The 12,445-nt window shown below is 59.6% G+C and carries 10 protein-coding genes; 6 read left to right on the top strand and 4 right to left on the bottom strand.

Features of this window, described 5'->3' with window-relative positions:
- Window positions 1-357 precede the first annotated feature (357 nt).
- The 3 genes from OZ411_RS08045 to OZ411_RS08055 all read left to right on the top strand — a co-directional run bounded on the left by OZ411_RS08045 (window position 358) and on the right by OZ411_RS08055 (window position 1,684).
- On the top strand, window positions 358-501 hold the full coding sequence (locus OZ411_RS08045; protein ID WP_282527494.1) for a hypothetical protein: 144 nt from the start codon (window positions 358-360) through the stop codon (window positions 499-501).
- Between the two features lie 308 nt (window positions 502-809).
- Complete coding sequence (gene ybgC / locus OZ411_RS08050) at window positions 810-1,253, top strand: tol-pal system-associated acyl-CoA thioesterase (RefSeq protein WP_282527517.1); 444 nt, start codon at window positions 810-812, stop codon at window positions 1,251-1,253.
- A 2-nt stretch (window positions 1,254-1,255) separates the two neighbouring features.
- Window positions 1,256-1,684 carry a YbgC/FadM family acyl-CoA thioesterase gene (locus OZ411_RS08055; RefSeq protein ID WP_282527518.1) on the top strand — a complete coding sequence of 143 codons (429 nt, stop codon included), beginning with the start codon at window positions 1,256-1,258 and terminating at the stop codon, window positions 1,682-1,684.
- Between the two features lie 113 nt (window positions 1,685-1,797).
- On the opposite strand, the gene OZ411_RS08060 is transcribed toward OZ411_RS08055, so the two are convergent.
- On the bottom strand, window positions 1,798-2,442 hold the full coding sequence (locus tag OZ411_RS08060; RefSeq protein WP_282527495.1) for a glutathione binding-like protein: 645 nt from the start codon (window positions 2,440-2,442) through the stop codon (window positions 1,798-1,800).
- A gap of 97 nt (window positions 2,443-2,539) precedes the next feature.
- Here OZ411_RS08060 and OZ411_RS08065 point away from each other — a divergent pair, with 97 nt between their 5' ends.
- The 3 genes from OZ411_RS08065 to OZ411_RS08075 all read left to right on the top strand — a co-directional run bounded on the left by OZ411_RS08065 (window position 2,540) and on the right by OZ411_RS08075 (window position 5,454).
- Window positions 2,540-3,205, top strand: coding sequence for a TetR/AcrR family transcriptional regulator (locus tag OZ411_RS08065; RefSeq protein WP_130580174.1), 666 nt, complete (start codon window positions 2,540-2,542; stop codon window positions 3,203-3,205).
- Window positions 3,206-3,549: 344 nt separating this feature from the next.
- Window positions 3,550-4,320 (top strand): methanethiol S-methyltransferase, encoded by a 771-nt coding sequence (gene mddA, locus OZ411_RS08070; protein ID WP_282527496.1) that lies wholly within the window; start codon window positions 3,550-3,552, stop codon window positions 4,318-4,320.
- Window positions 4,321-4,524: 204 nt separating this feature from the next.
- Window positions 4,525-5,454: a 5'-methylthioadenosine/S-adenosylhomocysteine nucleosidase gene (locus OZ411_RS08075; protein WP_282527497.1), complete on the top strand. Its 930-nt coding sequence runs from the start codon at window positions 4,525-4,527 to the stop codon at window positions 5,452-5,454.
- A 222-nt stretch (window positions 5,455-5,676) separates the two neighbouring features.
- Here OZ411_RS08075 and OZ411_RS08080 read toward each other — a convergent pair whose 3' ends face one another.
- The 3 genes from OZ411_RS08080 to OZ411_RS08090 form a co-directional block, all read right to left on the bottom strand.
- Complete coding sequence (locus OZ411_RS08080; protein WP_282527498.1) at window positions 5,677-7,368, bottom strand: arylsulfatase; 1,692 nt, start codon at window positions 7,366-7,368, stop codon at window positions 5,677-5,679.
- Between the two features lie 171 nt (window positions 7,369-7,539).
- The gene (locus OZ411_RS08085; RefSeq protein WP_282527499.1) at window positions 7,540-9,015 is read right to left on the bottom strand and encodes an NAD(P)/FAD-dependent oxidoreductase; all 1,476 of its coding nucleotides are present in this window, start codon (window positions 9,013-9,015) and stop codon (window positions 7,540-7,542) included.
- Window positions 9,016-9,632: 617 nt separating this feature from the next.
- Complete coding sequence (locus OZ411_RS08090; protein ID WP_282527500.1) at window positions 9,633-11,822, bottom strand: tetratricopeptide repeat protein; 2,190 nt, start codon at window positions 11,820-11,822, stop codon at window positions 9,633-9,635.
- Window positions 11,823-12,445: the final 623 nt, after the last annotated feature.

Here is a 12,445-nt window from a genome sequence, read left to right on the forward strand (position 1 = left end):
CGATTACCAACCGGAAAGCCGACTGCGAAATCTAGCCGGTCGCTGGTGATGGGTCCACTCCCTAAGGGTGAAGTGAACCGTTTGGACCTTGCGAGCTATCTTGGTTCGCTGAGTGGGGCGGCGTTCTTTCTTCGCTGCGACGCTCGCGACGCGATCGTTAGGATTAATGGCGACGCTGTAGTAACACCATCTCATCACAGATCTTCCCGTAGACCTTTGAAGACGGGGGTCACACCTTCGCCGCCGATTTGGCGCGGTATCGATCGGGGGCAAGCAGCTTCGCCTCAACACAGTTGCCCTCGTGCGCAATCCGCTTCGACTATGGTCTTGCCCGTCAGCGATATAGACAACTGTGAGGTGTTGGCGCTAGACGGTGGGAGTGCGGCAGAGCTCGCCGGCTACCAGGACGCTGCGCACTCCCAAGGAGCGGCCGCGGTGAGCGAGGCCGAGATCGACAAGGCCGAGCTCGCAGGGCAGGCGAGTGGCGTTTCGCCTGATTGAGCAGCGGAGCCGGCAAGGGATGTGTCGATCCTTCGTGGTTCGACGCTACGGGGCCCACGCAGCAATCCAGAGCATTAACCCAGACAGCGGGGACTTTGGTAGTGCGTGCCGTTCAGGCGGTTCTTTCTTGTGGTGCGGGAGCAGCCCGGCGACGCTATTAATGACGGGCGCACTGCATGCTGCATTCACCCGGCGGGGCGCTGGAGCTTCCGGCTGCAGGAGCCAAGTTCAAGATTTTTGGCGCTTGCTCAGAAAAGCACCTCTGTGCAAGACAATTGTTCCCGAAAGCGCAACAAAGGAACCGCACCGTGACAGCCTCTCTTGACGGCGAAATTCGTGGCGGACGCCATCACATGCAGGTCCGCGTCTATTTTGAAGATACCGATTCTGGCAAGATTGTTTATCATGCAAATTTTTTGCGGTTCATGGAACGCGGCAGAACGAATTACTTGCGCCTGCTCGGAACCAATCAGCAAGCGCTGCTCGAAGAAGCATGGAACGATGCTCCCGGCTTTGCCTTCGTTGTCCGTTCGATGACAATCGATTTTCTAAAGCCTGCGATTTTGGACGACGTGCTAGATGTCGTCACGCTCCCACAAGAAGTGAGAGGCGCGTCAATTGCCTTGCTGCAGGAATGCAGGCGCGGAGACGATCTCCTAGTCACGGCGCGTGTACGCGTGGCGTTTATCGCAGGCGGAAAAGCGCAGCGCATTCCCAAGGCGCTGCGGCTTGCTATGGAGGGGCATAGATAAATCTGCTCCTCGTTCACGCGTTGGCCGTCCATCGACCCAATTGCGACATCGTCAAACCAGTGTTTTCCGGCATCGTCTATCACGCCAATTATCTGCGCTTCATGGAGCGCGGCCGTACCGACCATTTGCGGCTGATGGGCGCCGAGCAGCATGCGCTGTTCGCGGAGACCGAGGTGGAGACGTCGGGCTTTGTGTTCGTCGTGCGCTCGATGGAGCTCGACTTCCTAAGGCCCGCGCGGATGGACGATGTGCTCGACGTCGTGACCTGGCCGGTCGCGGTGAAGGGCGCCTCGATCACGCTGGCGCAGGAAGTGCGGCGCGGCGAGGACGTGCTGGTCAAAGCGCAGGTGCGCGTCGCCTTCATTAGTGAGGGCAAGGCGCAGCCGATTCCGAAAGCGCTGCGGCTGTTGTTGAAGGCCGATGTGGCTTGATCGCAGCACCAACCTTGTAGCCCGGATGGAGCGAAGCGCAATCCGGGACTGCCGTATCCGCGTTTGCGACAACCCCGGATTACGCTTCGCTCCATCCGGGCTACGGGTGCGTGTTACGCCGCCGCCTTGTGGCGCGCGATCTCGGCCTTGTAGAGCTCGAACTCCTCCGCGATGGCTTTTGCCACGGAAGGTCGTGCGCGCAGGCGCTCATAGTAGGCCGTCAGCGCCGGCCATTTTGCCAGTTCGACCGGCGGCGTCGCCATGGTCCAGTTGATGACGGTGACGAGATAGGCGTCCGCGACGCTGAAATGGTCGAGCAGGTATTCGCGCCCCTGCAGATAGTTCTCGAGATAGTCGAGCCGCGACAGGTTCTTCTCCACCACATAGGTCTTCGCGTCCTGCGGCGCCTTCTTGTCCAACAGCGTCACGAACAGGCCCTTGTGCAGTTCGGTGCCGATGAAGCAGAGCCACTGATGCAGCCGGCTGCGCTCCATGCCGGCGCCGGTACCGAGATTGGCCTGCGGGAAGCGGTCCGCGACATATTGCAGGATCGCGGCATTCTCGGTCAGCACCGCGCCGTCATCGGTGCGCAGCGTCGGCACCAGGCCAAGCGGATTGACCTCTGTGAAATCCGAGCCGTCCTTCAGCACCGCCTTGGTTTTCGGATCGACCTCGAGATAGTCGGCGCTTGCGCCCGCTTCATACAGCGCGATGCGGGTCGCCATCGAGCAGGCGAGCGGCGAGAAATAAAGCTCCATGGATGCCTCCTTGGCGGTTCGGCCCGGCAGCCGGGCCTCGTGTTGATTTTTGTACTGTTCTGCATAGTATAGTTTCGGTCAAGGAATTTTCTGCGAAATGGTACAAAAAAAGAAGAAGCTGCCATCTGCTGCCAAACCACCGGCTGGCAAAAAGGCTGACGCCGCTGAGCCGAAGCGGCGCGGCCGGCCGCGCGCCTATGAGCCCGATGTCGCGCTCGGCAAGGCGCTCGACCTGTTCCGCAAGCGCGGCTTTGCCGCGACCTCGCTCGACGACCTCAGTGCCGCGACCGGTATGAACCGGCCGAGCCTCTATGGAGCATTCGGCGACAAGCGCGAGCTCTACATCAAGAGCTATCGGCGCTACCGCGATGATGCGCGCGCTGCGATGGTCGACATCTTCCGGGAGGAGTTGCCGATCCGCGAAAGGCTGATGCGCATCTATGCGGTGGCGCTCGATATCTATCTTTCCGGCGATTCTCCGCGCGGCTGCTTCACGGTGGTGACGGCAGCCTCCGACGCGGTCGCCGATCCCGAGATCCGCGCTTTGGCGCTCGACGGCTTCGTCGAGCTCGACAAGGCTTTTGCCTCGTGCTTCCGCCGCGGTAAGGAAAAGGGCGAGCTATCGCCGGCGGCCGACGTTACCGCGCTCGCGCAACTCGCCTCCGCCACGCTCCACACCATCGCGCTGCGCGCGCGCGCCCGTGTCTCGCGCAAGGAATTGGAAGCCCTCGTCAACGGTGCCATCGACGTGATGTGCCGCTAAGCGTCGCATAATCCATCGTCGTCCCAGAGCGTTTTCGAGCGAGGCATGCCCTCGGACCTGATCCGAGCGTGGACGCCGGTTCGCATAGCGATCAAGTTTACGCAGATCGCGTAGACTTATCTGCGCAGAAAACGTGTTAGAATAGAAGGTGTGCGACGACCAATATTACGTCTGCAACCCTTTAAAACAGAAATGAAACAGCGCCGTCACCGCACCTCTCCATCGTTGGCGATGCGAGCAGGTGAAGATGACGAGCTACCCGGTCAGAACACTCCTGCTTGCGCTGATTACTCGGTCACGGTGCGAGATGATCGAACATCTCCCCCCCTGAAAAAGGAGCAAAAATGGCCCGAATTGTCTCAATCTGTTTCGGACTGATCGCCTATGCAATCTTCGTGGGCACAATTCTTTATATGATCGGCTTCGTCTTCGGCGCGGTCGTGCCGAAAGATATCGACTCAGGGCCCGCCACGCCAACGCTCGAGGCGGTGATCATCAATCTTCTGCTCTTGTCGCTCTTCGCTCTCCAGCACAGCGTGATGGCCCGCAGGTCATTCAAGCAGTGGTGGACCCGGTTCATTCCAAATGCAATCGAGCGAAGCGTGTATGTCCTTCTCGCCAGTCTGGCCCTGATCTTGCTGGCTTGGCAATGGCGCCCGATTCCCGCGATAATCTGGAGCGTTGCGGATCCGACCGCCGCCATGGCGCTGCAAGGGCTGGCACTGTTCGGCTGGTTCATCGTGCTGTTCGCCAGCTTCCAGATAAACCACTTTGAGCTGTTCGGACTGAAACAGGTGTTCGCAAATCCAGCCGCCAGCGCTGTCGGCTCTCGTTTCAAGACTCCATTTTTGTACAGACTGGTACGCCATCCACTCTATCTAGGCTTCATCATCGCGTTCTGGTCGACGCCAACAATGACGGCCGGGCACTTTCTATTCGCAGCCGTCGCAACAGCCTACATCTTCTTTGGCGCCAGCCTGGAGGAGCGCGATCTGATTGCGTTGTTTGGCGATCAGTATCGGCAGTACCGGGAGCGAGTCGCGATGCTGGTGCCCTGGCCTCGCTCCTTCAAAGCCGATCGCTATACAACCGAGCCTAACGCCAGCGACCGCTGAGGCCCCGGAGATATCCGCGACCAAAGCAGAACAAGACGTACCCGCGTCGCTCGATGCGAGAGCCTGCGCGGGTCGTCATTCTCCCTTTATGCTGCCTCCAGACTTGTCCGTAGCGCTCCCGTGAAAAAACTCTCTTCGAGATCGGATAGGAAAGCATCCACCAGTCGGCCACGATGGCGGAATGCTTTATGGCTTGCACCACTCTTGCTGGCCTCATTGACTCTGCTGACGGATCGTGCAGCCGCGGCGGAACAGGTGGACCCTACGCCGCGGATCGCCATCATTTCGGCATACACCCCCGAATGGCGCGTGCTCAAGAATGCAATGAGCGCGACCCGGACGGAGGTCATAGCGGACGCGACTTACATCGTGGGTCAACTCGAGGGAAAAGATGTCGTTCTCTTCCTCAGCGGCGTGTCAATGGTCAACGCGGCCATGACCACGCAGGGCGCAATTGATCATTTCAAGATCAGGCGCATCGTCTTCTCCGGAATTGCCGGCGGCATCAACCCCAGTCTTTCAGCAGGGGATGTCGTCGTGGCCGACCGCTGGTCTGAATATCTCGAATCCGTCTTTGCCCGGAAAGCCGGGGCCGGCTGGTCGGTACCGAACTGGCTCGGCAAGACGCTGCCGAACTACGGCATGATCTTCCCCCGTGCGGTAGGAATTGCTCATCCGGGAGAGCGCGAGCCGGAAAAGCGCTTCTGGTTTGACGTCGATCCGACCATGCTGGAGACCGCGCGTTCGGTCGCGACGAAAGTCGAGCTGAAGGCCTGCTTAAAGCCGGCTGTCTGCGGAACCACGCGTCCCCGTGTCGTCATTGGAGGCGCCGGCGTCTCCGGCCCGGCGTTCATTGACAATGCCGAATTCCGCAAGTGGATCTATGACACCTTCAAGGCCAACCTCGTCGACAATGAAAGTGCGCCAGTCGCCCACGTGGCCTATTCGAACCACATCCCCTTCATAGCCTTCCGAGGCTTGTCGGATCTGGCCGGCGGCGATGCCGGCGAAAACACGGAGAATGAGCTCGAACACCTGGCTTCGGACAACGCCGCCACCGTGGTCAAAGCATTTCTCCACGCTCTCCCAGCTCAAGAGCCTTCTGAGCGCCGCCCTGGCGAAGCGAGCAAATAACATAGACCTGTAGCTGCGCAGGGAGGAATGCGGGCTCTCGCCAACCATGCGCGAGACGTGCTCGCGGTCTCATCTCATTTTTTTCTCATGACCGCATCATGACTTCGGCATCGCCGACCTTTACCCAGAAGCCAGGCCTGCCGCGCAACGTCGTGGTGGTGATACCTGCAGACCTATCGGGCGCTCTCTGGAGAGCGCCCGCGTGTTGAAGAACAGGGCCGACTACTGGCCCCGATAAGCCTTAATCTTTTCCTCGACCTCTCTCTTCACGGCCTCAAGGTTGAAGCTCGCCGGCGCCTGCATCGGAGGGTAGTCGATGGCCGTTTGCGCCAATTTGGCAACCTCTTGCTGAACAAGCACGAAGCGCCAGAATTCGCGGGCCATGAAATCATTCATGTAACCTCCGCCCATATTGTTCAGGCTTTCGCCGCGGATTGACGGCGTCCGCTCAAACGGGTCTTGGCGGATGTTGACCATGGTCGGCATATCGGTGGTGTCCTTCTCGCCCGGCCACCCGTGTGGCTGCTGGAAGAACTGAAACTTGAAGTTATCGTGGCGAAGCGCACCGAGAAGCGGACCGGCGAAATAGAAGATCTCATGGCGGACGGAGGGACCCTTGCCCGTCAGCAGATCCATCTGATTGTAACCGTCGAGGTGGTTCTTGTAGGTGCGGCCTTCCAGCGTCACGCCCTTGAGAAGCTGGTCGGTAATGTTCGGGTTTCCCGCCGCAGCGGTAAGTGTCGGGAACCAGTCGAGCCCAGAGAAGATTCCATTCTCGACCAACCCCGGCTTGATGCGGCCCGGCCAGCGAATGATGGCCGGCACGCGGAAGCCGCCTTCATAGCTGGTCCCCTTGGTGGCCTTGAACGGGGTCATGCCGCCATCCGGCCAGGTGAACACCTCGGCGCCGTTGTCCGTTGTGAAGATGACAATGGTGTTGTTGGTTTCGCCGATGTCATCGATATGCTTGAGCAGGGCGCCCACGCTGTCGTCGAGCTGCGCCATGCCGGCTTCCTCGAGACCGTAGTTCGTGTCGTTGTTCTGCATCGCGCTGTACTTCTTCGACAGGAACGTCCAGACGTGCATGCGCGTCGTGTTGTGCCAGACGAAGAAAGGTTTGCCGTCGCGCTTGGCCTTATCCATGAAGTCACTGGACGATTTGACCAGCACCTCGTCGAAGGTGGTCATGTCGTACTTCGGCTTCAGGAACGGCAGATCATGCATATTCGGGACGTTCGACATGTCGGGGAACGGCGGCAGCGGCCCCTCGTCGACGATCCTTTGCTTGCCGATCTTGCCCCAGCGCGGCATCTCGGTGGGGTCGTCATTATCCGTCGCGTAGCTGTGGATCAGGCTCCGCGGGCCATACTTGTCGTAGTAGTCCTGGTTGGCGGGGAACGAGTACCAGTACGGATCAGACATCGCGTCGAGGTGATATAGATATCCGAAGAATTCGTCGAAGCCGTGCACCGTCGGCAGATATTTGTTGAGATCGCCGAGGTGGTTCTTGCCGAACTGCCCCGTTGAGTAGCCGAGCGATTTGAGCACGGTGGCGAGCGTCACGGCTTGGTCCGGGATGCCAACATCGGCACCAGCCTGACCGACAGTCGTTAGCCCCGTGCGGATTGGTAACTCGCCAGTGATGAAGTTGGCGCGCCCTGCTGTGCAGCTCGCTTCGGCGTAGTAGTCGGTGAACATCATGCCTTCGGACGCCAGCTTGTCGAGGTTTGGCGTCTTGCCGGACATCATTCCGCGGTGATACGCGCCGACGTTGAACCAGCCGACATCGTCTCCCATGATGACAAGAATGTTCGGCGGCCGTTGCTGCTGCGCGGCCGCCGGTGGTCCGGCCGCCACCAACACGGCTGCGAACAGCGCAAGTACGCCGATCCAAAGGGTCCTTCGGATACTCATGACCTGTTCCCTTCCTCGAACTGATGTCGATTGCAATACATAGCACCTCTCGGAGCGCACCGTGCAGCGAGCGCATCCGAGCGAGCCTTCCGCCTCTTGCTCTTCAGCCTATTAAAGGTGGCCTGACCGCGGCTATGCACTTCCGGCAGATCGCATCCCGAGGTAGGGGCCTCAGTTTGCGGGTATGCGCGTCAAGGTGCCCACCACGGCCTCCGCAGTCTCCAGCGCTCCCTCCACCCATCCCTGGTTGGTCGACCAGGCCTCGCCGACGATGTGCAGCGCCATTCCGGGCACCGGCGCGGCGATTGTCTTCATGAGCTCCCAGCTCTTCACGCCCTGATTCCAGGTGTGCCAGGCGCCACCGTACGGATCTTCTTCCCAGTTCATGAAGCCGACCGACAGCGGTGCTGGCATGGGCTGATCGAGCCCGTGCACGACACCGATCTGGCGGCGGACTTCTGTCGCCACGGGGCCATCAGGATCGAGCACGGTGAATCCGCTGGCGGCCGGCTGCTCCAGGCGCCGCAAGCCGGCCCAGTAATCGAGCTGCGGACGATCGAAATAGCCCATGGTCAGGTGGCCTGTCGCGCCTGCCGGCCGGTCAGGCTCGGTGCCGAAATAATAGATCTGCCGGATCGGCAGGTCGGTCGTCGCCCGTCCGCTGGTCAGACCGAGCGGACGCCACCAGGGCTGCTCATGGGCGACGAAGACCTTGCCAAGCGGCCGCGGCGTCACGGTTGCAAGCAGAGCTGCAACGCGTGGTTCTTTCAACGCGGCGCAGTCGCCGATGAGTTCGATCGCCCGGCGTGGCAGCGCAAGTACGACACGGCGCGCACGAACGGCGCGCGGTCCCTCAGGCGTTGCAAAGACGAGTTCGTGCAGGCCATCGCCTGTCTGGGCCGGACCGCGCAGTGATACCAACCTGTGCTGATGATAAAGCGTGCTGCCTTCGCGCACGATGGCGGCCGCAAGCGCGTTCGGCAAGGCCTGCATGCCGTCCACCAGGGTTTTCTCGGTGGCGCTGTTGGTATACTCGACCACCAGCGACAATGCGTCGGCGGCATTCCAGTTGCTCACGACTGCACTGTAGCCAATCCCCATCTCGATGAACTGCAGCGCCTCATCCGATAGGAATCGGCCAAGCAGATTGCGGAAGCCCCAGTCGATCAATGGAAAGCCGTCGAGAGTGAGCGACTCTTTCATCTTCACCCAGTCATCGGGCGAAAGGTGCTTCATGGAAGGCATCACCCGTTGGACGGCTTTGACGATCAATTCGAACGGATCGAGATAGAGCTCGTCCGGGCGCAGGCTGTAGGGGAGGGGTTGCTTCTTTGCGATGTCGCCGGCACGCCACTCCTTGCCGCGGGAATAGAAGATGCTCTCCGAGTTGCCCGTGGTGAACTCGCGAATCTTCAGACCGAATTTTGCCGCGAGCGAGGTGATGAGCGTGTGGCTGGAAAGGAAGCGCATCCCGCCGAATTCTGCGGCGATGCCGGTAGTCCCCGGCATGGTCACGCTGAATAGGCGACCGCCGACGCGCGCGGAGGCTTCGAACACGGCAATGCCGCCGGGAGGCTGGCCGCAACCGAGCAGGCGCCACGCGGCGTAGAGGCCGCCAACCCCGGCGCCGACGATAGCTGTGTCCAAGGTGTCACCGGTTGATCGAGATGGATCGTTGCTGTTCATTGCGGGCATTCCTGTCAAATCGAACGATTACGACGCTGCGCGGCCCCAGATGAGGAGTACGCGAGCGATCAAGCGCGCCCCAAGTCTTCCTCTGTCACTACGATAATATTTCTACGCATCGGAATTCGGCTACCGACGAAACATCGCATCGTCATATCTGAATAACTCCACACCACGCGACTGACCAAGTTCGGGGAAGACAGTCTGGTCCGCGTGTGCCTTCGAGATCAAACCGAACCGGTCAAATGCAATTCGGAGTCCGGCGGACCCTGATGCCCTACACTCGCGCGCCGTGACGATCCGGTCCGGCCGGGGAGCCGAGCTAGAACGCAAGTCACATTGATCCTCAACAGACATTTGGTCAGTCTGCTGAGTTCAGGAAAGATGCAATGTTTCGACCGTAACCGAATTCAGATGGGTAGAAATATTTCCGTAGTGAGAGGCGGAAGATCTGGCGCGAGCCTACGACCCGTAGCTGTGCCGGTAGCAACGCGTGAACACTGGTTCGCTTTACGTTTGGAAGCAAACTCTGGCGACTCCAGGGGCCAGGTCGCTCCTAATGCCGGACATGACAAAAGTTAAAGGTCCTGCGTCCACAATGGCAACAGAGCAGCCGGAACGATTGGCGCAGCGGTCTTGCCGAAAATTCTTGCGTTTATTGAGTTTGATTGCTCGCGCAATCTGTCAGCGTCTGCTTGACGCCCTTCATGCTCACGCAAATCAGCGAGATTGTTCAACAGGATTGCCAACGTTGGGGTTTCTGTCCCGGCGCCGGAGCGCAACAACCCGATCGCCCTGGTGAAGAGCGCTTCAGCTTCGTCGGTCCGACCCAATTGAAGTAGCAGAAGCGCCTTGTTGTTCATGATGCATGCGAGTGCGGGGCTGTCTTCACCAAGCGCGCTTACCAGAATCCCGTTTGCTTCGTCGTAAAGTCCTTCGGCCTCCTTTGGCCGCCCCATGGCGATATAGAGCGATGCGAGCCGACCGAGACTTCCTGCAACTGCCGGATGACGGGGGCCAAGAGCCTTGCGATAAATCGCGAGCGGGCGCGCGTAGTATTTCTCAGCGTCGCCGAACTTGCGGCGCATTTGATAAACTTCCGCGATGCTGGATAATGTGTCGGCGACAATAACAGCATCCGTCCCCACGACGCGCTCGCAGATTGCGAGTGCCCGTTGAAGGAACACTTCCGCGGAGTCGGCGTCCCCCATTATGATGCGTAGCTCAGCGACCGCCTCAAGTGCCGGCACGATAGCGACATTGTCCGGGCCAAACCACTTCTCCTTGATTTCCAGCATTTTCGACGCGTATCCACCAGCCTCCTCGAATTGACGCTGGGCCATCGCGAGACGAGCAAGGTCCGCGTAACTGTCCGCCACCTCGGTATGGTTAGTTCCAAATGTGGACTGGCGAATCGCGAGGGCCCGGCGGAAGAGCCGATCAGCCTCTGCGAACTCCGCACGATCCTGATGGATCATTGCCAGCGGCAACAAGGCTCGCACGACGTAGATGTGGTCAGGGCCAACGGCCTTCTGGTAGATGGCGAGCGGACGGTCAGCAAGTTGTGCCGCATCGGCAAAACGGCCTTGTCTGCGCAAGACCCGTACCAGACTGACCAAGGTGTCGGCAATTTCATAGTGATTAGGTCCCAGGAGTCTCTCTCGGCCTGCCAGTACCTGGCGCAACATCTGTTCTGCCTCGGGGAAGCGACCGAGACCGTCGAGTGTCAACGCCAAGGCCTGCATGTCACCAAGAGGATGGCGTTCCCCAGATCCAAATGCTGCTTCACGAATGGCGAGAGAGCGCCGAAAGAGGGGCTCCGCTTCGATGTAGCGGCCTTGCCAACGATAGAGGGCACCCAGATGGTACAGACTTTCTCCAATCGCGGGATCGCTGGGCTGGAGTCGCGCTTCGCGGATGGACAGGGCACGACGCAACAGCGGTTCCGCGTCGGCAAAGCGGCTTTGCATGCGGTAGTTCGTTCCGAGGTACACCAAGCATAGCGCGAGGCCAAGCTCATCTGCAGGAGCTTTTCTTTCCTGTATGGCAATGACTCGCTTGTACACGCCTTCAGCCTCGCCGTAGCGACCCAAATCCTGGTACAACATGCCCAGAGACGCGAGCGCGTGGCCCACCTGGAGTTCGTCAGCTGGCCACACTTTCTCCCGCAGCGCGACCGCTTGCTTCATTGCGGCCTCAGCTTTGGAAAAATCCATCTTGTCCCACCATAGTTTCCCGAGTTCGTGTGCGGCATAGGCGGCAACAGCTTCGGTGCCGAGGCGATTGTCGGTGACTTCGAGTGCTGCGCTGAAATGCTGCTCTGCTTTGGGCAACTGGCGCTGCAAGACCGCAATAGATCCGAGCAGGGAATGCATCCGTGCCGTGAGCACACTATAATGTCCGAACACCTGGTCGCGAATATTCAGCGCTCGCTCGGCAGCCTTCCGGGCCTCGTCGTATTTTTGCTGGCTCTTGTAAAAAATAGCCTGCCATTCAAGGACATAGGACACTTCGAAACTCTGCGGCCCCCGCGCTTGCTCCGCATCCCGTAGGGTCTTCTCATAAAGCATTTCGGCTTCGGCCGGCTTGTTGGCCTTGGCCAAATCCTCCGCCTGACGAATCACGTCGGGTCGGAGCCGCCAAGAAATCGGCCGCGCACTGCCGTTCGATTCAGTTTCACCGGCAAATGCAATCGACGGCCCGCACGCCGTCACAATTGCCATTACGTAGAGGAAATGGATCGCAATTCCGCGAGAAGCCCGCAACATAGATTGCAACTCCAATGGTTTCCCATTCTCGTGGGAATTTGAAAATCGCAATCTAGGTGTAATTTGTCTGGTGCACAACCGAGGACCAATTCAGCTTTTCGGCGGATAAGGAGAGACCAGCCGCCCTACCTGCGGGCATTCCAGTTAACAGTGTTGCGCCCCATAGCCGTTGGGCTTGCGCGCGTCTGTGATTGTTTCGCTGTTCAAAGCGCAAGGCTGTCTGACTGCGCCCAAGTTCTCGGCCTACCTCCGACAACCGATATGGGATATGGTGAGAGCTGAAGCGCGGTTTAGCTCAGGCCGGACTTGGAAGTGCCTTTGGTGCCGGAAGCTCGTCAGTCTTTCCCCAGCCGACGTGGATGGTGACTGAATCCTTCGACGGCTGCGGGCCAAAAGCGGTCAAGACCCACCTGCACCAATGGCGTCTATGAAGCGGGGAAGTGACAAGCGTAGCCCGTTCGCCCAACGCTGAAATAATTCTGTAGCTGGAGAACGGCCATTTCGGCCGCAGACGTTTGCAATTCGCGAATCGCGAGCACCAGGAAAAGCGGCGTCAGGTGAATTCTTTGCGTTTGTTCAGTGTAGCCTGGCGCGGACAACTTTGGTTGAAACGAAGGAGAGCG

Source organism: Bradyrhizobium sp. Arg237L, from assembly GCF_029990105.1.
Lineage (GTDB): Bacteria > Pseudomonadota > Alphaproteobacteria > Rhizobiales > Xanthobacteraceae > Bradyrhizobium.